General features: G+C 65.8%; 23 protein-coding genes. 18 read left to right on the top strand and 5 right to left on the bottom strand.

The window, feature by feature from the left end:
* Nucleotides 1–6: 6 nt before the first annotated feature.
* From rsmH to AC07S4_RS08590, 15 genes are all read left to right on the top strand, one after another.
* Nucleotides 7–975 (top strand): 16S rRNA (cytosine(1402)-N(4))-methyltransferase RsmH, encoded by a 969-nt coding sequence (gene rsmH / locus AC07S4_RS08660; protein WP_494986254.1) that lies wholly within the window; start codon nt 7–9, stop codon nt 973–975.
* Nucleotides 972–1,244, top strand: a complete 273-nt coding sequence (ftsL, locus tag AC07S4_RS08655) for a cell division protein FtsL (RefSeq protein WP_161071577.1) — start codon at nt 972–974, stop codon at nt 1,242–1,244. The genes rsmH and ftsL overlap by 4 nt, the downstream gene beginning before the upstream one ends.
* Nucleotides 1,244–3,025, top strand: coding sequence for a peptidoglycan D,D-transpeptidase FtsI family protein (locus AC07S4_RS08650; RefSeq protein ID WP_494986253.1), 1,782 nt, complete (start codon nt 1,244–1,246; stop codon nt 3,023–3,025). The genes ftsL and AC07S4_RS08650 overlap by 1 nt, the downstream gene beginning before the upstream one ends.
* Nucleotides 3,026–3,033: 8 nt before the next feature.
* On the top strand, nt 3,034–4,566 hold the full coding sequence (locus AC07S4_RS08645; protein WP_494986252.1) for a UDP-N-acetylmuramoyl-L-alanyl-D-glutamate--2,6-diaminopimelate ligase: 1,533 nt from the start codon (nt 3,034–3,036) through the stop codon (nt 4,564–4,566).
* Nucleotides 4,566–5,984, top strand: coding sequence for a UDP-N-acetylmuramoyl-tripeptide--D-alanyl-D-alanine ligase (locus AC07S4_RS08640; RefSeq protein WP_494986251.1), 1,419 nt, complete (start codon nt 4,566–4,568; stop codon nt 5,982–5,984). Before AC07S4_RS08645 ends, AC07S4_RS08640 begins: the two co-directional genes overlap by 1 nt.
* Before the next feature lie 2 nt (nt 5,985–5,986).
* Nucleotides 5,987–7,156, top strand: a complete 1,170-nt coding sequence (gene mraY / locus AC07S4_RS08635) for a phospho-N-acetylmuramoyl-pentapeptide-transferase (RefSeq protein WP_494986250.1) — start codon at nt 5,987–5,989, stop codon at nt 7,154–7,156.
* Complete coding sequence (gene murD, locus AC07S4_RS08630) at nt 7,156–8,688, top strand: UDP-N-acetylmuramoyl-L-alanine--D-glutamate ligase (RefSeq protein WP_494986249.1); 1,533 nt, start codon at nt 7,156–7,158, stop codon at nt 8,686–8,688. Before mraY ends, murD begins: the two co-directional genes overlap by 1 nt.
* A 3-nt stretch (nt 8,689–8,691) precedes the next feature.
* Nucleotides 8,692–9,906: a putative lipid II flippase FtsW gene (gene ftsW / locus AC07S4_RS08625; RefSeq protein ID WP_494986248.1), complete on the top strand. Its 1,215-nt coding sequence runs from the start codon at nt 8,692–8,694 to the stop codon at nt 9,904–9,906.
* Nucleotides 9,903–10,970, top strand: coding sequence for an undecaprenyldiphospho-muramoylpentapeptide beta-N-acetylglucosaminyltransferase (gene murG / locus AC07S4_RS08620; RefSeq protein ID WP_494986247.1), 1,068 nt, complete (start codon nt 9,903–9,905; stop codon nt 10,968–10,970). The genes ftsW and murG overlap by 4 nt, the downstream gene beginning before the upstream one ends.
* Nucleotides 10,967–12,367: a UDP-N-acetylmuramate--L-alanine ligase gene (murC, locus tag AC07S4_RS08615; RefSeq protein WP_494986246.1), complete on the top strand. Its 1,401-nt coding sequence runs from the start codon at nt 10,967–10,969 to the stop codon at nt 12,365–12,367. Before murG ends, murC begins: the two co-directional genes overlap by 4 nt.
* Nucleotides 12,368–12,370: 3 nt before the next feature.
* Complete coding sequence (locus AC07S4_RS08610; RefSeq protein WP_494986245.1) at nt 12,371–13,339, top strand: D-alanine--D-alanine ligase; 969 nt, start codon at nt 12,371–12,373, stop codon at nt 13,337–13,339.
* A gap of 5 nt (nt 13,340–13,344) precedes the next feature.
* Entirely contained in the window at nt 13,345–14,112 is a 768-nt protein-coding gene (locus tag AC07S4_RS08605) for a cell division protein FtsQ/DivIB (protein ID WP_494986244.1), read from the top strand.
* Nucleotides 14,113–14,126: 14 nt separating this feature from the next.
* A complete protein-coding gene (gene ftsA / locus AC07S4_RS08600) occupies nt 14,127–15,359 on the top strand; it encodes a cell division protein FtsA (protein ID WP_056398831.1) in 1,233 nt (410 codons plus the stop codon).
* Between the two features lie 143 nt (nt 15,360–15,502).
* A complete protein-coding gene (gene ftsZ / locus AC07S4_RS08595; protein WP_494986243.1) occupies nt 15,503–16,723 on the top strand; it encodes a cell division protein FtsZ in 1,221 nt (406 codons plus the stop codon).
* A gap of 105 nt (nt 16,724–16,828) precedes the next feature.
* Complete coding sequence (locus AC07S4_RS08590) at nt 16,829–17,332, top strand: peroxiredoxin (protein ID WP_494986242.1); 504 nt, start codon at nt 16,829–16,831, stop codon at nt 17,330–17,332.
* A gap of 53 nt (nt 17,333–17,385) precedes the next feature.
* Here AC07S4_RS08590 and AC07S4_RS08585 read toward each other — a convergent pair whose 3' ends face one another.
* The 3 genes from AC07S4_RS08585 to AC07S4_RS08575 all read right to left on the bottom strand — a co-directional run bounded on the left by AC07S4_RS08585 (nt 17,386) and on the right by AC07S4_RS08575 (nt 19,835).
* On the bottom strand, nt 17,386–17,889 hold the full coding sequence (locus tag AC07S4_RS08585) for an SET domain-containing protein (RefSeq protein WP_494986241.1): 504 nt from the start codon (nt 17,887–17,889) through the stop codon (nt 17,386–17,388).
* 83 nt (nt 17,890–17,972) lie between these two features.
* Nucleotides 17,973–19,214, bottom strand: a complete 1,242-nt coding sequence (locus AC07S4_RS08580) for a DUF4214 domain-containing protein (protein ID WP_494986240.1) — start codon at nt 19,212–19,214, stop codon at nt 17,973–17,975.
* An 84-nt stretch (nt 19,215–19,298) separates the two neighbouring features.
* Nucleotides 19,299–19,835: a carboxymuconolactone decarboxylase family protein gene (locus AC07S4_RS08575; RefSeq protein ID WP_494986239.1), complete on the bottom strand. Its 537-nt coding sequence runs from the start codon at nt 19,833–19,835 to the stop codon at nt 19,299–19,301.
* A 131-nt stretch (nt 19,836–19,966) separates the two neighbouring features.
* Between AC07S4_RS08575 and AC07S4_RS08570 the strand changes: the two genes are divergently transcribed.
* On the top strand, nt 19,967–20,926 hold the full coding sequence (locus AC07S4_RS08570; protein WP_494986238.1) for an AraC family transcriptional regulator: 960 nt from the start codon (nt 19,967–19,969) through the stop codon (nt 20,924–20,926).
* Here AC07S4_RS08570 and AC07S4_RS08565 read toward each other — a convergent pair.
* A complete protein-coding gene (locus AC07S4_RS08565) occupies nt 20,889–21,344 on the bottom strand; it encodes a DUF2628 domain-containing protein (RefSeq protein WP_494986237.1) in 456 nt (151 codons plus the stop codon). The genes AC07S4_RS08570 and AC07S4_RS08565 overlap by 38 nt on opposite strands.
* Nucleotides 21,345–21,575: 231 nt before the next feature.
* On the opposite strand from AC07S4_RS08565, the gene AC07S4_RS08560 reads away from it, so the two are divergent.
* Both AC07S4_RS08560 and lpxC read left to right on the top strand, forming a co-directional pair.
* Nucleotides 21,576–22,418: a DMT family transporter gene (locus tag AC07S4_RS08560; RefSeq protein ID WP_494986236.1), complete on the top strand. Its 843-nt coding sequence runs from the start codon at nt 21,576–21,578 to the stop codon at nt 22,416–22,418.
* Nucleotides 22,419–22,522: 104 nt separating this feature from the next.
* A complete protein-coding gene (lpxC, locus tag AC07S4_RS08555) occupies nt 22,523–23,461 on the top strand; it encodes a UDP-3-O-acyl-N-acetylglucosamine deacetylase (protein ID WP_494986235.1) in 939 nt (312 codons plus the stop codon).
* On the opposite strand, the gene AC07S4_RS08550 is transcribed toward lpxC, so the two are convergent.
* Nucleotides 23,455–23,937: a DciA family protein gene (locus AC07S4_RS08550; RefSeq protein ID WP_494986234.1), complete on the bottom strand. Its 483-nt coding sequence runs from the start codon at nt 23,935–23,937 to the stop codon at nt 23,455–23,457. The genes lpxC and AC07S4_RS08550 overlap by 7 nt on opposite strands.
* Nucleotides 23,938–24,182 lie beyond the last annotated feature (245 nt).

Below are 24,182 nucleotides of genomic sequence, written 5' to 3'. Positions count from 1 at the left end.
CCCAAAATGACTTCAGTTGCGGTGCCAGAATTCCAGCATCGTACGGTGCTGCTAGATGAGGCGGTGGACGCGCTCCAGTTGCATGGCGAGCGCGCCAACGGCCTCTATATAGACGGCACTTTCGGCCGTGGCGGCCATAGCCGCCTGATCCTGTCGCGCCTGGGCGCGCAAGGCCGCCTGCTGGCCTTCGACAAGGACCTGCAGGCCATCGCCACCGCCGAACAAATCACCGATCCCCGTTTCCAGATCGTGCACGACAGTTTCGCCACCATGGCCGAAGCGCTGCGGGAGCGCGCCATGCCCAAGGTGGACGGCGTGCTGCTGGACCTGGGCATCTCTTCGCCGCAGGTGGACGACGCCGCCCGTGGCTTCAGTTTCCGCAACGATGGTCCGCTTGACATGCGCATGGATACCACCCGGGGCCAGTCGGCTGCGGAGTGGCTGGCTACCGAAACAGTAGAGACACTGGAAAAGGTGATAAAAGAATATGGGGAAGAACGGTTTGCTTTTCAGATTGCAAAGGCGATTGTTGCTCGCCGGGCAGTCGAGCCAATTTCAACCACACGACAGCTTGCCGGTATCGTGGCAGGGGCGGTCAAGACCCGTGAAAAGGGCAAGGACCCGGCCACCCGGACTTTTCAGGCTATCCGGATTCACATCAATAAGGAGCTTGAGGATCTCGAAGCCGGACTGACCCACGCCTACGATTGCGTGGCGCCCGGCGGCATCCTGGCCATCATCAGCTTCCACTCGCTGGAAGACCGCATGGTCAAGCGCTTCTTCGCGTCCAAGGCCAATGTGCCGCAGCCGGACCGCCGCCTGCCGATCCGCGCGGTGGACCTGCCGCAGCCGGAGCTCAAGCTGCTGGCCAAGATCAAGCCGTCCGACGCCGAAGTGGACGCCAACCCGCGCGCGCGCTCGGCGGTGATGCGCGTGGCGCGCCGCCTGCCGTATGACGACAAGGCGGCTGCGTGAGTTTCAAGATCAACCTCGTCCTGGCGGCCTTCCTGGTCGGCTGCGCGCTCTCGCTGGTGAACGCGCAGTACCAGGCGCGCCATCTGTTTATCGACCTGGAGCGCGCGCAAGCGAAGGCGCGCCAGCTCGATATCGACTGGGCGCAGCTGCAGCTGGACCAGTCCAAGCTGGGCAAGCACGCCCGTATCGAGGAAATCGCCCGCCGCGACCTGAACATGACTCAGCTCACGCCGAACCGCACGCAGTACCTGACGCAAGGGGATAAGTGATGCGGGCAGGCGGCGGAGCAAACAGCGCACGCGTGGCACGCTCGAAGGGCATGCCATTCTCGAAAAGCCCGATGCTGGCGGTCAGCCTGCCGCCGTGGCGTTCGCGCGTGGTGCTGTTCGTGCTGTTCGCCGCTTTCGCCGCGCTGGCCGTGCGCGCCCTGTGGCTGCAAGGCGTGTCGACCCAGTTCCTGCAGAAGCAGGGCGAGGCGCGCTACGCCTTTACGCTGGAGCTGCCCGCCACGCGCGGCAAGATCACCGACCGCAACGGCCAGGTGCTGGCCTCGTCCGTTCCGGTGAAAGCCATCTGGGCGATACCGGACGACGTGCTGGCCGCGCCGCCCGAAAAAATCCGCGCACTGGCGGCCCTGCTCGAAATGAACGAGGCCGACCTGCGCAAGAAGCTCGATTCCGACCGCGACCTGGTCTACCTGAAACGCCAGGTGGAGATGGACGTGGCGGCCAAGATCGCCGAGCTGAAAATCGAAGGCATCGAGGCGCGCAAGGAATACAAGCGCTTCTACCCGCAGGGCGAAGTGATGACCCACGTGGTGGGCTTCACCAACGTGGAGGACGTGGGCCAGGAGAGCATGGAGCTGGCGCAGCAGAAAACCCTGCAGGGCGCCACCGGCAGCCGCCGCGTGATCAAGGACCGCCTGGGCCACATCGTCGAGGACGTGGGCTCCATCCACGAGCCGCACGACGGCAAGGACCTGACGCTGTCGGTGGACAGCAAGATCCAGTACATCGCCTACACCCAGCTCAAGGGCGCGGTGGAGAAGTTCAAGGCCAAGGCCGGCGGCGCGGTGGTGCTGGACGTGCACACCGGCGAAGTGCTGGCGCTGGCCAACTACCCGAGCTACGACCCGAACGACCGCCGCTCGCTGACCGGCGCGCAGCTGCGCAACCGCGTCATGACCGACACCTTCGAGCCCGGCTCCACGCTGAAACCCATCACCGTGGCGCTGGCGCTGGACAGCGGCCGCGTGAACCCGAATTCCTATATCGACACCGGCGCCGGCAAGTACACCATCCTGGACCGCACCATCAGCGACACCAAGGGCCACGGCGTGATCAATGTGCAGCAGATTATCGAAATGTCGTCCAATATCGGCACCTCGAAAATCGCGCTCAGCATGCCCTCGCAGGAGATGTGGGAGATGTTCACCAAGGTCGGCTTCGGCCAGCAGCCGAAGTGGGGCTTCCCCGGCGCGGTGGCCGGCCGCGTGCGTCCCTACAAATCGTGGCGTCCCATCGAGCAGGCCACCATGAGCTACGGTAACGGCATTTCCGTGTCGCTGATCCAGCTGGCGCGCTCCTACATGATGTTTGCGCGTAACGGCGACACCATTCCGCTGTCCTTCCAGAAGGTGACGGAGCCGCCGGTGGGCCAGCAGATCATCAAGCCCAAGACCGCCGAGCAGATGCGCGCCATGCTGGAGACCGTGGTGTCCGGCAAGGACGGCACGGCCAAGCAGGCACAGATTCCAGGCTACCGCGCAGGCGGCAAAACCGGCACCGCCTACAAGGTGGAAAACGGCCGCTACGCCATGCCGCGCAAATACATCGGCTCCTTCGTCGGCATGGTGCCGATGTCGAATCCGCGCTTCATCATCGCTGTCATGATCGACGAACCTACGCAGGGCGGCCACTACGGCGGCCAGGTCGCGGCGCCCACTTTCGCCGCCGTTGCGGCCAATGCGCTGCGTTCGCTGAACGTTCCGCCGGATTCGTCCGTCACTGAAATTGTCATCCCTGCCGACGGCGGGGCGGACGTAATGTAAGAGCGACCATGACACCTAACGAAATCAGCAACTGGATCAAGCAGACTGCCCCGAATGGGCAACTGGTCTCGGATTCGCGCCGCGTGAAAGCGGGCGACGTGTTCTTCGCCTATCCCGGCGACGGCAAGGACGGACGCGCCTACATCGCCGCCGCCATCGGGCAGGGCGCCGCCGGCATCGTCTACGAAGAGCAGGGTGCGCAGGCCTGGCCGTGGGACGCGGCGTGGCCCGTGCCGCGCCTCGCCGTCAGGGACCTGAAGCGCCGCTCCGGCCCCGTCGCGCAGGCCTTCTACAACTACCCGGACGCCAGCATGTACACCGTGGCCGTCACCGGCACCAACGGCAAGACTTCCTGCGCCGTGTGGCTGGGCCAGGCGCTGAGCCGCCTGGGCGACCTGACCGCCGTCATCGGCACGCTGGGCGTGGGCATGTCGCGCGCGCGCGGCGAAGTGGAGTTCGACCCCACCGGCTACACCACGCCGGACGCCGTGCTGCTGGCGCAGAAGCTGGCCGAAACGCGCGACCTGGGCGCCACCGCACTGGCCATCGAAGTCACTTCCATCGGCCTGGACCTGGGCCGCACCGACGGCATGCATTTCGACGTGGCGCTGTTTACCAACCTCACGCGCGACCACCTGGACCACCACGGCACCATGGAAGCCTACGAGGCGGCCAAGACCAAGCTGTTCGACAGCCCCGGCCTGCAAGCGTCGGTGGTGAACCTGGACGACGCCATGGGGCGCCGCCTGGCGGACCGCATCACGGCGCGCAAGGACCGCGTGGTCGGCTACACGCTGCGCGACGCGGCCGAGCTGCCGGACCTGCCGGGCGTGGACATGCTGCGCGCCAGCCAGCTGCGCACCCGCAGCGCCGGCACCGAATTCCACCTCGACACGCCGCAAGGCAGCACGCTGGTGAAGACCCACCTGGTGGGCCAGTTCAACATCAGCAACGCGCTGGCCGTGCTGGGCGCGCTGCTGGTCAAGGGCGCCACCCTGCGCGCCGCCGTGGAGGCCATCGAAGGCCTGACCTCGGCGCCGGGCCGCATGCAGCAGATCGGCGGCAACGAGGCGCCCATGGTGGTGGTGGACTACGCGCACACGCCGGACGCGCTGGAGAAAACCCTGGAAACGCTGCGCGTCGTGGCGCAGGAGCGCGGCGGCCAGCTGTGGTGCGTGTTCGGCTGCGGCGGCGACCGCGATCCGGGCAAGCGCCCGCAGATGGGCCGCGTGGCGCAGATCGCCGAGCACGTAGTGGTCACCAGCGACAATCCCCGCAGCGAAGACCCGCACGCCATCATTGAACAGATTATCGCGGGCATGGACGCCAGCCATCCCACGTCCGTATTCCAGGCTATCGATGACCGCGCCGCCGCCATCCTGTCGGCCATCAAGCACGCCGCCAAGCCGGACGTGATCCTGCTGGCGGGGAAGGGCCATGAGCCCTACCAGGAAATCAAGGGCCGCAAGATTCCGTTCTCGGACGCGGACCACGCCCAGCTGGCGCTGTCGGCCCGCCTCACCATGATGAGGACGAATTGATGCACGCAACACTGGCCCAGCTGCTGGCGGCGATTCCAGGCGCGACGCTGTTCCCTGGCGCCGCGTCCGGCGCCGTCGCCTTCGACGGCGTCTCCACCGACAGCCGCAGCACGCCCGCCGGTTCGCTGTTCGTCGCCCTGCGCGGCGAGAACTTTGACGCGCACGACTTCCTGCTGGACGGCTCCAACGCCGTGGCGGGCAAGGGCGTGGCGGCCGTCGTCGCCGAGCGCCTGCCGCAGGGCTGGACCCTGCCGGCCCTGCTGGTTCCGGATACGCTGGCGGCGCTGGGCCGCATCGCCAATTACTGGCGCAAGCAGTACGCGCTGCCCGTCATCGGCGTCACCGGCAGCAACGGCAAGACCACGGTCAAGGAAATGATCGCCTCCATCCTGGCGGCGGCGCATGGCGAAGACGGCCGCCTGGCCACGCGCGGCAACCTGAATAACGAAATCGGCGTGCCGCTCACGTTGTTCCGCCTGGACGCGGCGCACCAGTCGGCCGTGATTGAGCTGGGCATGAACCATCCCGGCGAGATCGGCCGCCTGAGCGCCATCGCCGAACCCACCATCGCCCTGGTGAACAACGCCCAGCGCGAGCACCAGGAATTCATGCACACCGTGGAAGCGGTGGCGCGTGAAAACGGCGCCGTGCTGGCCGGGCTGCCTGCGGACGGCGTGGCCGTATTCCCGCAGCACGACGAATTCACGCCGGTGTGGCGCGAGCTGGCCGCCGGCCGCGCCACGCTGACCTTCGGCCTGAGCAAGGAAGCCAATGTCTCCTGCACCTACCGCGCGGGCGACTTCGGCAACCAGATGTTCATTACCGTGCGCGAGAGCGAAGGCGATCCGCTGCAGTTCTTCGTCGCGCTGCAGGCGGCGGGCGAACACAACGTGCTGAACGCGCTGGCCGCCGTGGCCTGCACCTACGCTGCCGGCATAGGCGCCGAGCATATCAAGCTGGGACTGGACATTTTTGCGCCCGTCAGCGGCCGCCTGCAGAAAAAGGCCGCGCTGAACGGCGCCGTCGTCATCGACGACAGCTACAACGCCAACCCGGACTCCGTGCGCGCCGCCATCGACGTGCTGGCCAAAGCGCCCGCGCCGCGCGTGCTGGTGCTGGGCGACATGGGCGAAGTGGGCGCGCAGGGCCGCGAGTTCCATGAGGAGATCGCCGCCTACGCCGCCGGCAAGAACCTGGAACACGTCCTCGTCACAGGGGAGCTGGCGCGCCACATGGGCGGCGCTGGCGGGGCGGACAAGGTCCGTCATTTTGAAGAATTCGACGCGCTGCTCGCTGCCGTGGACGCAGCAGCAACGCCGGATGCAACCGTATTGATCAAGGGCTCCCGCTTCATGAAAATGGAACGGGTCGTGCAGCATTTGATTGGATCGCAACAAGCTAACAAAGGAACTCACTAATCATGCTGCTCTGGCTCGCACAAATGTTCCAGGACGACTTCGGTCCCCTGCGCGTATTCAACTTCATCACCGCGCGCGCGGTGTTCGCCACCATCACGGCGCTGGTCATCGGCCTGTGGGCCGGCCCGTCCGTGATCCGCAAGCTGAGCGCCATGAAGTACGGCCAGGCCGTGCGCACCGACGGTCCGCAGACCCATTTGAAAAAACACGGCACGCCCACCATGGGCGGCGTGCTGCTGCTGATCGCCATCGGCGTGTCCACGCTGCTGTGGTGCGACTGGTCGAACCGCCTGATCTGGCCGGTCATCGTGGTCACCATCGGCTTCGGCGCGGTGGGCTGGGTGGACGACTACCGCAAGGTGGTGCGCCAGGACCCTGAAGGCATGCGCTCGGGCGAAAAATACTTCTGGCAGTCGCTGGTCGGCATAGGCGCAGCCTTGTACCTGGCGTTCTCGGTGTCCGCACCGACGCCGGCCAAGGTGTTCGAGCTGTTCTTCGCCTGGGTGCAGTCCGGCTTCTCCATGGACCTGCCGCCCAAGGCCGACCTGATCGTGCCCTTCTTCAAGACCATCAGCTACCCGCTGGGCGTGTGGGGCTTTATCGCGCTGACCTACTGCGTCATCGTCGGCACCAGCAACGCCGTGAACTTTACCGACGGCCTCGATGGCCTGGCCATCATGCCGACCGTGATGGTGGGCTCGGCGCTCGGCCTGTTCGCCTACCTGACCGGCAGCACCGTGTACGCCAAATACCTGTTCATTCCGCACATTCCCGGCGCCGGCGAACTGATTATCTTCTGCGGCGCCATGGCGGGGGCGGGCCTGGCCTTCCTCTGGTATAACACCCACCCCGCGCAGGTGTTCATGGGCGACGTGGGCGCGCTGGCGCTGGGCGGCGCGCTCGGCACCATCGCCGTCATCGTGCGCCAGGAAATCGTGCTGTTCATCATGGGCGGCATCTTCGTGGCGGAAACCGTGTCCGTGATTATCCAGGTGGGCTGGTTCAAATACACCAAGAAGCGCTACGGCACCGGCCGCCGCGTCTTCCTCATGGCGCCGCTGCACCACCACTTTGAACAAAAGGGCTGGAAAGAGACCCAGGTTGTCGTCCGCTTCTGGATCGTGACGATGATGCTGGTACTGGTTGGCCTGTCCACTTTGAAACTGCGCTGATGAGCTACGACGGCAAACGCGTGCTGGTACTCGGGCTGGGCGAATCCGGCCTGGCGATGGCGCTATGGCTGGCCCGTGGCGGCGCGCGCGTGCGCGTGGCCGACACGCGCGCCGAGAGCGCCGTGGCGGACCGCCTGGCCGCCCTGAAAGCCGCCGCGCCGGACGCCGAATTCATCGGCGGCCGCCTGGACATCGCGCTGCTGTACGACACAGACTTCGTCGCCATCAGCCCCGGCCTCGCCCCGCAAGGCGACGTGGCCGACCTGATGCGCGCCGCCGCCGCCGTGAACATCCCAGTGTGGGGCGAGATAGAACTGTTCGCCCAGGCGCTGGCCTCGCTGAAGGAAGAACGCGGCTACGCGCCTAAGGTCATCGCCATCACCGGCACCAACGGCAAGACCACCGTCACCAGCCTGACCGGCCAGCTGTGCCAGCGCGCCGGCTTCAGCGTGCGCGTGGCCGGCAATATCAGCCCGGCCGCGCTGGACGTGCTGCGCGAAGTGATGGAGGCGGATGCGCTGCCGCAGGTTTGGGTGTTGGAGCTGTCCAGCTTCCAGTTGCACACCACCTTCAGCCTGCAGGCGGACGCCGCCACCGTATTGAACGTGACCCAGGACCACCTGGACTGGCACGGCTCGATGGACGCCTACGCCGCCGACAAGGCGCGCATCTTCGGCGCCGCCACCGTGCGCGTGCTGAACCGCGACGACGCCACCGTCATGCGCATGGCCAATCCGGTCGGCGAGAACGTCAGCTTCGGCACCGGCGAGCCGGCGGAAGCGGGCAGCTTCGGCCTGCACAATGAGCGCGGCATCCACTGGCTGGCCACCGCCGTGCCGGACGAGGACGCGGAGCCGCCGAAGAAGCGCAAGAAGAACGATCCGGCCCCGGAACCGGTGGCCACCACCGTCAAGAACCTGATGCCGTCGGACGCGCTGCAGATCCGTGGCCTGCACAACGCCTCCAACGCGCTGGCCGCGCTGGCGCTGTGCCGCGCCATCGGCCTGCCGTTCGCGCCGCTGCTGCACGGCCTGCGCGAATACCGCGGCGAGCCGCACCGCGTCGAGCTGGTGGCCGCCATCGACGGCGTGGAATACTACGACGACAGCAAGGGCACCAACGTGGGCGCCACCGTGGCCGCGCTGAACGGCCTGGGCAAGAGCTTCACCGGCGCCGGCCAGCGTTTGCTGCTGATCGCCGGCGGCGACGGCAAGGGCCAGGCATTCGATCCGTTGGCCGAACCCGTGTCGCGCTACGTGCGCGCGGTGATGCTGATCGGCCGCGACGCGCCGGCGCTGCGCGCCGCGCTGGAGCAGGGCGGCGTGGCGCAAGCCGGCGTCGACCTGGCCGACTGCGGCACCGACCTGCCGTCCGCCGTGCGCCTGGCCGCCAAGCTGGCCAAACCGGGCGACGCCGTGCTGCTGTCGCCGGCCTGCGCCAGCCTGGACATGTTCAAGAACTACGCGCACCGCGCACAGGTGTTCGTCGACACCGTGCGCGACATCGCGCTCGACGCCGGGCAGGAGATCTGATCCATGGCCTTCCAGCTGCCATTCCGCTTCTCCTCTTCCTCCACGGGTTCCACGGCCATAGACAGCCGCGCGCGCCCGTCGAAGATGATGGAGTACGACCAGCTGCTGGTGTGGGTGGTGCTGATTCTCATGCTGCTGGGGATGGTGATGGTGTATTCGGCATCGATCTCGCTGCCGGACTCGCCCAAGTACGCGGCCTACAAGAACAACTACTTCCTGGTGCGCCAGGCCAGCTTTATCGGCATCTCGATACTTGTTGGGCTGATGACCTTCCGCATCCCCGTCGCCGTGTGGCAGCGCACCGCGCCCTATCTGTTCATCGGCACGCTGGTGCTGCTGATGGCGGTGCTGATACCGGGCCTGGGCGTGGTGGTGAACGGCGGCCGCCGCTGGCTGTCGCTGAAGGTGTTCAACTTCCAGCCGTCCGAGCTGATGAAAGTGGTGATCGTGCTGTACGCGGCCGACTACACCGTGCGCAAGCAGGAATACATGCACAAGCTGACCAAGGGCTTCATGCCGATGGCGCTGGCGGTCAGCTTCGTCGGCCTGCTGCTGCTGCTCGAGCCCGACCTGGGCGCGTTCGGCGTGATCGTCTGCATCGCCATGGGCATCCTGTTCCTGGGCGGTATCAACGCGATCTGGTTCGGCGGCATCGGCGCCATGCTGGTGACGATCTTCGTGGCCATCATCGCGCTGTCGAAATTCCGGCGCGACCGTTTCTTCGCCTACCTCAATCCGTGGGAGGAAGACAATGCGCTGAACAAGGCCTACCAGCTGACGCACTCGCTGATCGCTTTCGGGCGCGGCGAGATTTTTGGCGTTGGCCTGGGCGGCAGCCTGGAAAAGCTGCACTACCTGCCGGAAGCGCATACCGACTTCCTGCTGGCGGTGATCGGCGAGGAGCTGGGCCTGGCCGGCGTGCTGTGCGTGGTGGCCATGTTCTACTGGGTGGTCAAGCGCGCCTTCGACATCGGCCGCCAGGCCATCGCCATCGACCAGACCTTCGCCGGCCTCGCGGCCAAGGGCATCGGCATCTGGATCGGCGTGCAGACCTTCATCAACATGGGCGTGAACCTTGGCCTGCTGCCGACCAAGGGCCTGACCCTGCCGCTGATGAGCTACGGCGGCACCGGCATTATGATTAACTGCGTCGGACTCGCGATCCTGCTCCGGATCGACTATGAGAACCGGGTCCTGATGCGCGGCGGCAGAATATGAAACGACTGATGATCATGGCGGCCGGCACCGGCGGCCACATTTTCCCCGGCCTGGCGATCGCGCAGACCATGCGCGCGCGCGGCTGGGAAGTAAGCTGGCTGGGTACCAGCCACGGCATGGAGCAGGAGCTGGTGCCCAAGCACGGCATCGCGATCGACACCATCAACTTCTCCGGCATGCGCGGCAAGGGCATCAAGCACAGCCTGGGCGGCGCGCTGAAGATGCTGGCCGCCTTCGCCGACTGCTTCCGCTTCCTCGGCCAGCGCAAGCCGGACGCGGTGCTGGGCATGGGCGGCTACGTCACCGTGCCGGGCGGCCTGATGGCGCGCCTGCGCGGCGTGCCCATGGTGCTGGTGAACGCGGACGCGGCGCTGCTGCTGTCGAACAAAACGCTGGCGCCGTTCGCCGGGCGCGTGTGCTTCGGCTTCCCGGCCGATTTCGGCGCGGCGGCCAGCAAGGCCGTCGTCACCGGCAACCCGGTGCGCCAGGAGATCCTGGACATGGCCGCTCCCGAAGCGCGCTTCGAGGGCCGCAGCGGCGCCTTGCGCGTGCTGGTGGTGGGCGGCAGCCTGGGCGCCAAGGCCCTGAACGACAACCTGCCCGCAGCGCTGGCGCTGATCCCCGAGGCGCAGCGCCCGGTGGTGACGCACCAGTCGGGCAAAAAGAATATCGACGCCCTGCGCGCGGGCTACGCCGAAGCGGGCGTGCAGGCCAACGTGGTCGACTTCATCGACAACATGGCGCAAGCCTACGCCGAGGCCGACCTGGTGATCTGCCGCGCCGGCGCCATCACCGTGTCCGAACTGACGGCGGCCGGCGTGGCGAGCGTGCTGGTGCCGCTGGTGGCGTCCACCACCAGCCACCAGCGCGACAACGCGCAGTGGATGGCCAAGCAGAACGCCTCCATCCACATGCCGCAGACGGAAATGAATCCGCGCAGCCTGGCAACCCTGCTCGAAACGCTCACGCGCGGCGCCTGCCAGACCATGGCCGTGGCGGCCCGCAAGGCGGGCAAGCGCGACGCGAACAACGCGATCGCACAAGTACTGGAAGAACTAACATGAAGCACAAAGTCAAAAACATACACTTCGTCGGCATCGGCGGCAGCGGCATGAGCGGCATCGCCGAAGTGCTGCTCACGCTGGGCTACAACGTCTCGGGCTCGGACCTGGGCGCCAACGCCGTCACGCAGCGCCTGATCGACATGGGCGCCACCGTGCACCAGGGCCACGCGGAAAGCCATATCGGCAACGCCGACGCGGTGGTCACGTCCACCGCCGTCAAGGCCGACAATCCGGAAGTGGTGGCGGCGCGCGCGCGCAAGATCCCCATCGTCCCGCGCGCGGTGATGCTGGGCGAACTGATGCGCCTGAAGCGCGGCATCGCCATCGCCGGCACGCACGGCAAGACCACCACCACCAGCCTGGTGGCGTCCGTGCTGGCGCAGGGCGGCCTGGACCCGACCTTCGTCATCGGCGGCCGCCTGACCGCTGCCGGCGCCAACGCCAAGCTGGGCACCGGCGACTACCTGGTGGCGGAAGCGGACGAGTCGGACGCGTCCTTCCTGAACCTGACGCCGATGATAGAAGTCATCACCAACATCGACGCCGACCATATGGAAACGTATGAGCACGACTTCGAAAAACTGAAGCAGGCCTTCGTCCACTTCACGCACCGCCTGCCGTTCTACGGCCGCGCCATGCTGTGCATCGACGACGTGCATGTGCGCAGCATCATCCCGCATGTGACCAAGCCGATTACCACCTACGGCTTCAGCGAGGACGCCGAAGTGCGCGCCGTGAACGCGCGCGCCGTGGGCGTGCAGATGCATTTCACCGTGCTGCAGGAAGGCTATCCGGACCTGGACGTGGTGCTCAACCAGCCCGGCATGCACAACGTACTGAACGCCTGCTCGGCGGTCGCCATTGCGCGCGAGATCGGCATCGAGGACAGCGCCACGCAGGCCGGCCTGGCGGGCTTTGCGGGCGTGGGCCGCCGCTTCACGCGCTACGGCGAGACCGCCATCCAGGGCGACCAGGCCAAGGGCACCTTCGCGCTGGTGGACGATTTCGGCCACCACCCGGTGGAAACGGAAGTCACGCTGGCCGCCGCGCGCGCCGCGTATCCGGGCCGCCGCCTGGTGCTGGCTTTCCAGCCGCACCGCTACAGCCGCACGCGCGACCTGTTCGAGGACTTCGCCCGCGTGCTCTCCAGCGTGGACGTGCTGGTGCTGGCCGACGTGTACGCGGCCGGCGAGCAGCCCATCGTGGCGGCCGACGGCCGTTCGCTGGCGCACGCCATCCGCGCGCGCGGCAAGGTCGAGCCGGTGTTCGTGGAGAACATCGCCGACATGGCGGAAACCATCATGAACGTGGTGCGCGACGGCGACGTCGTGCTCACCATGGGCGCAGGCTCGATCAGCGGCGTCCCTGCAAAACTGTCTACTTACACGAAGGCCTAAGAAGTGAACGCGACCCAATTCCTCTCCGCGCAAGAAGCGCAAGCTTTCGGCAAAGTCGGCGTGCTGTTCGGCGGCCGTTCGGCCGAGCGCGATGTGTCCATCATGTCCGGCTCCGGCGTGCTGGCCGCGCTGCAAAGCCAGGGCATAGACGCCCACGCCTTCGACCCGGGCCAGCGTTCCCTGGCCGAGCTGGCCGCTGAAAACTTCGACCGCGTGTTCATTGCGCTGCACGGCCGCTTCGGCGAAGACGGCAGCCTGCAAGGCGCGCTGGAACTGCTGGGCATTCCCTACACCGGCAGCGGCGTGATGGCCAGCTCGGTGGGCATGGACAAGATCACCACCAAGATCCTGTGGCTGGCCGAACACCTGCCAACGCCGAAGTACGCGGTGCTCAACGCGAACTCGGACCTGGACAAAGTGGCGGCCAGCCTGGGCCTGCCGCTGATCGTCAAGCCGCCGCACGAAGGCTCGACCATCGGCATCACCAAGGTGGAGCAGGCGGCCGGTTTCAAGGCCGCCTACGACATCGCCGCCGCGCTGGACGACTCGGTGCTGGCCGAGGAATTCGTCACCGGCCGCGAATTTACCGTCGCCGTCCTGGGCACCGGTGTCAACGCGCGCGCACTGCCCATCGTTGAGATCGTCGCGCCGCAGGGCAATTACGACTACCAGAACAAGTACTTCACCGACGACACGCAGTATTTCTGCCCCGCCGTGCTGGACGCGGCCCTGACCGCCGAAATGCAGCGCATCGCCGTGCAGGCTTACCGCTCGCTGGGCTGCGAGGACTGGGGCCGGGTCGACGTGCTGCTGCGCGTGGCCGACAACAAGCCCTTCCTGCTGGAAGTGAACACCTCGCCGGGCATGACCAGCCACTCGCTGGTGCCGATGGCGGCGCGCGCGGAAGGCATCAGCTATGAGCAGCTGTGCGTGGAGATACTGCGCTCGGCTCGACTGAAGATGAAGGGATAAGCGGCATGTGGCAAGACGCGAGAGCCTTGAATGCAACCGCCAGCGGCATTTTTGCCGCGGTGGTGCTGGCTTGCGCGGCTTCCGGCGTGTGGTGGGTGTCGCAGCGGCCAATGTTCAACCTGCGCGCGATCCGCGTGGAGACCATGGACCAGGCGGACCTGCGCCATGTGAACCACCTGACGCTGCAAGCGGGAACCTCGGGCCGCATCCGGGGCAACTTCTTCACCACCAATCTGGACTCGGTGCGGCAGGCCTTCGAATCCGTGCCCTGGGTGCGCCGCGCCACGGTGCGCCGCGAATGGCCGGACCAGCTGGTGGTGGCGCTGGAGGAGCACGAGGCGCTGGGCACCTGGGGCGAGGACGGCCGCCTGCTGTCGACCAAGGGCGACGTGTTCACCGCCAACCTGGCCGAGGCGGAGGAAGACCACGAGCTGCCTGCCTTCTCGGGACCGGAAGGCAGCGAGAAGGAAGTGCTGTCGCGCTTCGGCGAACTGAAAGCGTGGTTCGCGCCGGCGCAGCTGGAGCCGCAGGCGCTGGACCTGTCGGGCCGCTACGCGTGGACCGTGAGGCTGGACAACGGCATGAGCGTGGAGCTGGGCCGCGAACAGTCCAAGTCCACGCTGAAGGAAAGGGTGGACCGGCTGGTGGGCATCTGGCCGCAGCTGGCGAACCGGGTGCAGAACATCGAGACGATAGACATGCGGTACCAGAACGGATTGGCGCTCAGCGCAACGGGTTTGAAGATTCCGCCAGAAGTTAAGAAAACCAAGTAAAGCAGGCAAAACAGATGACAAAAGATGCGAAAAACCTGATCGTCGGCCTCGATATCGGCACCTCCAAAGTGGTGGCCGTGGTGGCCGAGGTGATGGGCGATGGACGCCATGAAGTGATCGGGCTGGGCCAGCACGAGTCCAAGGGCTTGAAGAAGGGCGTGGTGGTCAACATCGAAGCGACCGTCGAGTCCATCCAGCGCGCGCTGGAGGAAGCCGAGCTGATGGCCGACTGCAAGATCCGCAATGTCTACGCCGGCATCGCGGGCAGCCATATCCGCTCCTTCAATTCGAGCGGCATGGTGGCCATCAAGGACAAGGAAGTGACGGCCACCGACGTGGCGCGCGTCATCGAAACGGCCAAGGCGGTTAATATCCCGACCGACCAGCAATTGCTGCACACGGTCCCGCAGGAATTCATCGTCGACAGCCAGGAAGACGTGCGCGAACCGATCGGCATGAGCGGCATCCGCCTGGAGGTGAAGGTGCACATCGTCACCGGCGCGGTGAGCGCGGTGCAGAACATCGTCAAGTGCGTGCGCCGCTGCGGGCTGGAAGTGTCGGACCTGATACTGCAGCCGATGGCGTCGGCCGACGCGGTGCTCACGCCGGACGAGAAGGAACTGGGCGTGGTGCTGATCGACATCGGCGGCGGCACCACCGATGTGGCGGTGTTCTCGGACGGCGCCATCCGCCACACGGCGGTGATACCGATCGCCGGCGACCAGATCACCAACGACATCGCGATGGCGCTGCGCACGCCGACCTCGGAAGCCGAAGAAATCAAGATCCGCTACGGCGTGGCCAAGCAGGTGCTGGCCGATCCGGGCGAGCACCTGGAAGTGCCGGGCCTGGGCGACCGCGGCCCGCGCAACCTGTCGCGCCAGGCGCTGGCAGCGGTGATCGAGCCTCGCGTGGAAGAACTGTTCGCCATGGTGCACCAGGTGGTGCGCGAATCGGGCTACGAAGGCGTGCTGTCGTCGGGCATCGTGCTCACCGGCGGCACCTCCATCATGCCGGGCATGGTGGAAATGGCGGAAGACATTTTCCTGAAACCGGCGCGCATGGGCACGCCGGACTATCGCGGCCAGCTCGCGGACGTGGTGCGCAGCCCGCGCTACGCCACCGTGCTGGGCCTGCTGCTGGAAGCGAAAAAACAGTACCTGCGCGGCCATATCGTTACGCGCCAGGATGGGTCGGTGAAAGCGGTATGGCAGCGCATGAAGGAATGGTTCCTCGGTAATTTCTGAAGTATGTGGTTTTAGTGTTGCATTGGTTTTGACGGTTTTTGAACTTAATATAATTTTTAATTGAAACCGCAGTTTTCAATCCCCAGCTCTCCTAACGATATGAGGACTGGCGATTGAAAACGGCATTCTGATAGGAGCACATCATGGAGTTTGATATGGTCGATAACGCAGCTTTGGGCACCGTCATCAAGGTCGTCGGCGTCGGCGGAGCAGGTGGCAATGCAGTTCAGCACATGATCAACAAGGGCATGAGCGGCGTGGAATTCATCGCCGCCAATACCGACGCGCAAGCGCTGTCGGCCTCGAAGGCCGGCAACATCATCCAGATCGGCGAGACCGGCCTGGGCGCGGGCATGAAGCCGGAAGTGGGCCGCAAGCTGGCCGAGGAATCGCGCGCGCGCATTGAAGACGCGCTGCGCGGCGCGCACATGGTGTTCATCGCCGCCGGCATGGGCGGCGGCACCGGCACCGGCGCCGCTCCCATCGTGGCCGAAGTGGCCAAGGCCATGGGCGCGCTGACGGTGGCGGTGGTATCGAAACCGTTCTCGCACGAAGGCCAGAAGTGCATGGACATCGCCGACGAAGGCCTGGAGCAGCTGGCCGCCAACGTCGACTCGCTGATCGTGATCCTGAACGAGAAGCTGGAAGAGATCTACGAAGACGAATCGCTGATCGAGTGGCTGCAGCACGCCGACGATGTGCTCAACAACGCCGTTGCCGGTATCGCCGAGATCATCAACGTGCCGGGCCACATCAACGTCGACTTCAACGACGTCAAGACCATCATGGGCGAGCAGGGCAAGGCCATGATGGGCACCGCCACCGCCTCCGGCGTGGACCGTGCGCGCATCGCCGCCGAGCAGGCCGTGGCCTCGCCGCTGCTGGACGGCGTGGACCTGTCCGGCGCGCGCGGCGTGCTGGTCAACGTGACCGCCTCGCGCGGCCTGAAGGGTAAAGAGATCAAGGAAGTCATGGCCGCGGTGCGCGCCTTCGCCGCGCCGGACGCGTCGATCGCGCAGGGCATCGCCTACGACGACGAGATGGGCGACGCGATCCGCGTGACCGTGGTGGCCACCGGCCTGGGCAAGACCAAGAAGCATGTGCAGCTGGTCCAGCAGCCTATGCTGCGCACCGGCACCCACAACGCGCCGCAGGCAGCGCTGGGCGGCGGCGCCGTGACCTCGTCGGTGACGATGGGCGGCGTGGGCGGCGGCATTTCGGGCGGCGGCGCGCAAGCCTTCGACGGCATGAAGGCGCCGGCGGTATGGCGCCGCGAATCGGCTTCCGAGCAGGTCAACGCGCTGCAGAAGTCGGGCATGGAAACCTACGACATCCCGGCCTTCCTGCGCAAGCAAGCCGACTAAGCGCGCAGCCGACGCATTCCTCCAACCTCTGGCATACTTCGAGTTCTTGCCAGAGGCAAGCCGCGCCTGGCGCGGCTTTTTCACAACCATATAAAAGGAGTCACCATGACCATCAAGATCGGCGACAAACTGCCGGAAGGCACCCTGTCCGAATTCATCGAAACCGAAACCGAAGGCTGCTCGCTGGGTCCGAACACCTTCAAGGTGGAAGACCTGGTCAAGGGCAAGAAGATCGCCATCTTCGGCCTGCCTGGCGCCTACACCCCAACCTGCTCGGCGCAGCACGTGCCGGGCTATGTGAAGCACGCGGCCGACCTGAAAGCCAAGGGCGTGGACGAGATCTGGTGCATCAGCGTGAACGACGCCTTCGTGATGGGCGCCTGGGGCCGCGACCAGAAAGCCACCGGCACCGTGCGCATGATGGCCGACGGCAACGCCGCCTACTCCAAGGCCCTGGGCCTGGACGCCGACTTCAGCAAGTTCGGCATGGGCACGCGCTCGCAGCGCTACTCGCTGCTGGTGGAAGACGGCGTGGTCACCCAGCTCAACATCGAGCAGGGCGGCAAGTTCGAAGTATCGAACGCGGAAACCCTGCTGGGCCAGCTGTAATCCCGGCTCCCCCGCAGCACAGCAAAACGGCGCCGATGGCGCCGTTTTTGTTTTCAGGCGGCGCTGTGCGCGACGCTTTTGGCAGGCTTGCGGCTGCGCCGCTTGGGGGCGAGCATGACGCCGGTGCAGGAGGGCGCGCCGCAGTAGCAGGCGAAGGCGCGCTTGATGGCGGGCGTGTGGCGCGCTTCGTAGATCAGCGCGTAGTTGTAGTTCAGTTCCTCGCCGGCGTCGATGTGGTGCAGCGAGTAGATGAAGACCTTGCCGTCTTCCTCGTAGGCTTCGCAGTTGGGCTCGCAGGCGTGGTTGATCCAGCGCGCGTCGTTGCCGCCGCTGCCGCCGTCGATCAGGCTGCCGTCTTCCAGGCTGAAGAAGAAGGTGTGGTTGATCGGGCCGCCCCCCGCTTCGGCCCGCCGCGCCGACTCGTCGCTGCTGATGCGCTCGCCGGTGTATTCGATAATGCGCGTGCCCGGCGGAATGTCCGCGCGCGCGAACACGCCGCGCCCGTGGATGGGGGATTCTTTGACGATGTAGAGCGGGGTGTCAGGGATATCGAGCATGGTGTCAATATTACCCTGACTCTCGCGGTTCGGTAAATTCTTGATGCTATTGTGGCGCGCCCTGTGGTGGTGCGTTCATGCGTCTAGCAGCTTCGCCAGTAACCCTTGACGTAAGTTCCGTTTTTTCTCGTGTAGCCGTTCACCCAGCACATGCCGGTGGATGGTGTTGGCGTTGGCGGCAGCACTGCGGGCTCAAGCAGTTTATCGTTTGCCTCGCAGGGCTTGCCGTCATGATCCCTGTCGAGATAAGTGTGTCCCAGAGCGTACAAGGCACGCGCCAGGTCCTGGCTGATGGCATTGCATTTGTAGATTCCACTGTCGGCGATAGGCGTGACTGCCGCAGCGCTAACCGTGATCTGAGCCTTCACCGGAAGGCCGGCCATCTTCCCATCGCTAAGCTGCAGAGTGACGGTATAGATTCCTGCGGCATCCGGCTGCAGTTTGGCCGTTCCGCCGGTAGCGGCGGTAATGGCGGACAGACTGCCGGCGGGACGTTCCAGCGACCACGAAAGCGCAATGACCTCGCCGTTTGCGTCTGTACTGCCGCTGGCATCCAGCGTCAGCGTCGTACCAACAGTAGCGCTCTGGCTGACGGCAAGTTTTCCAACCGGCCGATAATTGATGCCCGGTTGCGCGTACACAATCCCGGCCGCAATGGCGGGGGTGATTTGCGCCACGTTTTCCGGACTTTCAGCAAATTGAATCAGCACGGCGGGACGGCTCAGGCCTTGCCGCAGCACCGATAGCCAATAGGCTAGTCCAGCCTGGTCGGGTTGCCGGTGCAGTACGTTGTTGTACAGCGCGGTTACAAATTGCAGGTCGCTTGGCGCCGCGCCATACAGCGTCCGGAATTCGGCGCTGCCGATGAATGCCTCCGCGATTTTCTCCAGAGACAGGCCATTATCGAAGTTGGCTAGCCAGTACCCCAAGCCTCCGACATCCGGCCGGCGATTGAAGGCCGCCTGATACAGACGGTATATCGGTCCGGCCGTTTCCAAATCCAGTGCGAGCGAGGTGTCGGCGAACTGGATGCGTGTCAGCTTGGAGGGAAGGCTGGGTATTGCCGCGCCGTCATTGCCCGTAATCGCATACCCAGCCGCCGTTTTCGAAATGGCGTAGTTCGACATGTCGCCCGGCAGCACCGGCTGGGCGATGTTGGGAGCGGCACTGCCTAAGAGCCTGGCTGTGCGCTCAGGGACTGCTTCGCTGGCAGACTGGCCGCCGCCGCAGGCGGCCAGCGTGGAAATCAGGAGCGCCGCGCCGCAGTGCCGCAGAATTGAGAATACGGGCATGAATTTAATGAGCAGAAAGTTGGACCGCCACAATAGCGTATTGGCAACTCATTAAAATACGTACTTTGTAACCTTTGATAAATATTCTCGCTGCTGGCACTGCGGCGCGGGTGAGCATCAATCCGCCGCCGGGAAATCCAGCGTGGTGTCGTTCACGCGGTTCACCAGATTGGTGAAGGTGATGCTGGCGATGGCGAGCAGGGTGTCGACGATCTGGGCGTCGCTGTAGCCTGCCGCCTTCACGGCCGCCACGGCTTCGGCCGGCACAGTGCCGCTGCTGCGCGCCAGGGTGTGGGCAAACGCGGCCAGGGCGTCCGCGCGTCCGTCGCCGGAGGCGCCGCCTTTGCGCGCGGCCAGGATGGCGGGGCGGCTCAGGCCGGCTTTGGCGCCCATCAGCGTGTGCGCGGCCAGGCAATAGTCACAGCCCGCGTCCTCGCTGATGGCCAGCTTGATGATCTCGATTTCCTTGGCGCCCAGGCTGGATTTTTTCAGCGCGCCGTCCAGGTTCAGGGCGGCTTCCAGGGCGACCGGGCTGTTGCTGCCAACGGCCACGTAGGCGTTCGGCACCATGCCGATGGCGCCCTTGATGGCGGTGAACAGCTGGGCGGCGTGGCCGGTGGCTTCGGTGGTGGCGATGGTGTGCAGACGGCTCATGATATTTCCTTTCAGTGTGGGACCGACTGGGTTTGTGTGTCGGCATGGAAGGAAGTTTAGACCCGCTGAGTGAATCTTTTAATGCCTGAAATGCGCTAGAATTTGCTTGATCGTCTCAATCGGAGAATCCCATGGGTGCTTTAAGCCGCTTGCTGTCGCTGTATCCGGTGCAGACCGCGCTGGACATCCGCTGCCATTTCGGCGCGCCCTGGGTGCTGGACCATCCGGCCGAGCCGGCCGGGGTGGCGCCCTACCACCTGGTGGTGAGCGGCGGCGGCTGGCTGGACGTGGGCGCGCAGCGCGGCATCGCGGTGCAGGCCGGCGACATCCTGCTGTTCCCGCACGGCTCGCCCCACAAGCTGCACACCGGCGATCCTGCGGCGCCGCCGCCGGCGCCGCGCGCATTCGACAGCGGGCAGGTGGTGCGCGTGTACGAGAACGGCGGCCAAGGGGAGGCCACCGACATCCTGTGCGGCCGGCTGGAGTTCGGCGCGGCCGGCCATCATCCGCTGCTCGCCGCGCTGCCCGAGCTGATCCACGTGCGCACGGCGGGGCGCGACGATTTCGCCGGGCTGCAGTCGCTGATGGCGATGCTGCGGGTGGAGAGCGAAACCGCGCGTCCCGGCGCGCGCGCCGTGGTGTCGCAGCTGGCGTCGGCCTTGTTCGCGCTGCTGATGCGGGCGTGGCTGGAGCAGGCCTCGGCCATGCCGGGCCTGTTTGCGCTGCTGGCCGAACAGCGGCTTCAGGCGGCGCTGCTGGCCATGCTGGCCGAGCCGGAAAAGCCGTGGACGCTGGAACAACTGGCCGCCCTGTGCCACATGTCGCGCGCCACGTTCGCGCGCCTGTTCCAGAAGGCGGCGGGCAGCACGCCGGCCGCCGTGCTGACGCAGACGCGCATGGCCAGGGCGGCGGCCCTGCTGGCGCAAGGGCGGCTGCCGGCCGGGCAGATTGCCGAGCAGGTGGGCTACCAGTCCGAGGCCGCGTTCAACCGCGTGTTCAAGCGCAGCTACGGCGTCGGCCCGGGCGCTTACCGGCGCGGCGCAACGGCGCCGGCTACAGCCAGCCGTCGTCGTCCAGCACCATCTTCTTGAAGTAGTCGAAATTGGCGCGCGTGGCGAACAGGGCGGACGGGATGAAGTACAGCAGCGCCGACGCCATCACGCTGTGCAGGCCAAGCGCGCCGAACAGCAGGCGCGCCGCGCCCACCAGCAGCGCGGCCAGCGCCGTCAGCACCAGCGCCTTGCGCGCCATGCCCTTGGCCACGTAGTAGAACGGCCCGAACAGGAAAGCCCAGGGATTGAACAGCACCTGCGCCCGTTCGGCCAGGCTCAGTTCTATCGATTGCGGCAGGTCCACGCCGCCGCCTTTCTGCAGCGCCGCGAAGATGGCTTTCCAGCCATCGGGCAGGCCGGGCATGGCCAGCGCCGTGGCCGCGACATCGGCGCCGCAGTTGAAACAGAAGTCTGCGGTGGACGAGGCTTGGGATCCGCATTGCTGGCAGAACGGCATTTATTTCCTTGGTGGGGAGGATGCCTGCCATGATACCGCCCCGCCAGCCCGCAAAAACACGTGCTTTGTCACACTGCCCGGGCGCGGCGTGGAATAAAGTCGCTGCGTGGCGGGCGCAGTGCGTAAACGCAACACTCGCGTACACTTGCTATAATCGGGCGCCCCTCACGACGCCACGCGCAAGGAGCTCCCCTGACCCCGCAAGCCGAAAACCTGCGCAGCATCTACGCCATGCTGATCGCCGTCGCCATGTTCGCCCTGATGGACACGGCGATGAAACTGCTGTCCGCCCACTATCCCGCCATGCAGGTGACGGCGCTGCGTTCGCTGTCCTCGCTGCCGCTGGTATGCGCCTATATGGCTTACCGAGGAAAGTTCGGCGGCATCTTGCGGGTGCGCTGGCCGCTGCAGCTGCTGCGCGGCGTGCTCGGCATCGGCATGCTCACCATGTTCGCCTACGCGCTGAAAAGCCTGCCGCTGGCCGACACGTATTCGATCTTCTTCATCGCTCCGGCGCTGATCACGGCGCTGTCGGTGTTCATCCTCAAGGAAAAAGTGGACGCCATGCAGTGGGCCGCCATCGTGGTCGGCCTGGGCGGGGTGCTGGTGGTGCTGCGGCCGGACGGCGCCAGCTTTGTGTCGCTGGCCGGGCTGGCGGTGCTGGGCTCGGCGGCCTGCTACGCGGTGTCCGCCATCGCCAGCCGCATCCTGAGCCGCAGCGACGCCAGCGAGCACATCATGTTCTGGCTGCTGGTGATGATGGGGACCGGCTCGGTGGCCATGTGCTGGCAGGGCTGGGTGGCGATACGGCCGCAGGACTGGCTGATCATCGCCGGGCTGGCGCTGAGCGGATTTTTCGGCCAGCTGGCCATCACCATCGCCTTCAGCATGGGCAAGGCCTCCACCGTGGCCCCGTTCGAATACTCGGCGCTGGCCTGGGGCGTGGCGATCGACTGGCTGCTGTGGAACACGCTGCCGGACGGCTACACCCTGCTGGGCGCGGCCATCATCATCGGCAGCGGCATCTACCTGGTGCGGCGCGAAGCGGTGCACGCCGAAGCCGAGCACCCCTAGCAGCCTGAGCCGCATTCGGGGTCTGACCCCGAATGCGGCTCAGGCTGCCGAATGCGGCTCAGGCTGCTTCGGCGGCGGGCGGGCAAGTCCGATATAATTTGCGGATGTTAAAACAACGCACCATCAAAGAAAAAGTCTGCACCACCGGCGTGGGCCTGCACTCGGGCACCAAGGTGGTGCTGACGCTGCGTCCGGCCGCGCCCGGCGTGGGCGTCGTGTTCCGCCGCGTGGACCAGGAGCCGCCGGTGGAGTTCCCGGCCTCGGCCATGGGCGTGACCGATACCCGCATGGCCACCGTGCTGAGCAAGGGGGACGTGCGCATCTCCACCGTCGAGCACCTGATGTCGGCCTGCGCCGGCCTCGGCATCGACAATCTGTATGTGGACGTGAGCGCCGAGGAAATCCCCATCATGGACGGCTCGGCCTCGTCCTTCGTCTACCTGCTGCAGCAGGCCGGCGTGCAGGAGCAGGACGCGGCCAAGAAATTCATCCGCGTGCTCAAACCCGTGGAAGTGCGGGAAGGCAAGCCGGGCAACGAGAAGTGGGCGCGCCTGGTTCCGCACGACGGCTTCAAGCTGGACTTCTTCATCGAATTCAACCACCCGGCGGTGGACGGCACGGCGCAGCGCGCCAGCATCGATTTCGGCGACGTCACCTATGTGCAGGCGATTGCCCGCGCGCGCACCTTCGGCTTCATGCAGGACGTGGAAATGCTGCGCGGCATAGGCCTGGCGCGCGGCGGTTCGCTGGAGAACGCCATCGTGATGGACGAGTACCGCATCCTGAACGCGGACGGCCTGCGCTATGACGACGAGTTCGTGCGCCACAAGATCCTGGACGCGATCGGCGATTTGTACCTGGTCGGCCATCCGCTGGTGGCCGGCTACGAGGCGCACAAATCGGGCCACGCGCTGAACAACCAGCTGCTGCGCGCGCTGCTGGCCGATCCCTCGTCGTATGAAGTGGTGAGCTACGACACGGTGGAGTCGGCGCCGGATTCCTATGTGCGCCAGATGACGCACGAGTGGGACCTTAATCAGTAATCGGGCCGGTCGCGGCGGCGCTGCACGAGTAGCTGCAGCGCTTCGATCAGGTGGCCGTTCTGCTTGCTCTGCTCGAGCGACTTGCTCAATTCCTCGAAGGCGGTGACGGCTGCGGGCGGCAGGCTCAGCGTGCGCATCTGCGGCTTGATGTCGGCCGCCTTCATCATCTGCACCCGCAGGCGGATGTTGTTAATCTGCCACCCTCGCTGCTGTAGCGTGTCCTGCAATTTCGGCAACTGCTGCTTGAGCTTGGCCGCCACGGCCGAGCTGGGAGTGGACAGCAGCAGATGGCCTTCCTCGAACGCCAGGATCTCGCAATGGCTGAACATGCTTGGCAGGGTGGCGGCGCAATCCTTCTGCAGCGCGGCCATGCGCTCGATGGCCGGCAGCAGGGCCGCCATCTTGTCATTTCTTTTCAGAAAGTCCGTCGCCACCTTGGGCGAGCGGCCTTGATTGAGGGAATTGAATAAACGCATGGCCGCAACATACCACAGCCCGCCACCCAGCCCAAGCAAGCTGAGCCGCATTCGGGGTCTGACCCCGAATGCGGCTCAGCTCGCTTGTAGGAATGGGCTGAAAGTGGCGGGAAAATCCGAGTTTGTTACCATACTGGCTATTGTTATACAGGGCAATAACCCAACCTAGGCCGGACGGCATGATAAAATCATCGGTCTTTTGCCCCCGGCAAGCTGAGCACCCTACACCCTAGCTTTTTTTAACG

Source organism: Pseudoduganella sp. GW821-FHT05F09 (assembly GCF_059419605.1).
Note: the sequence above shows the minus strand (reverse complement) of the source record. Positions and strands in the feature narration are given on the sequence as shown.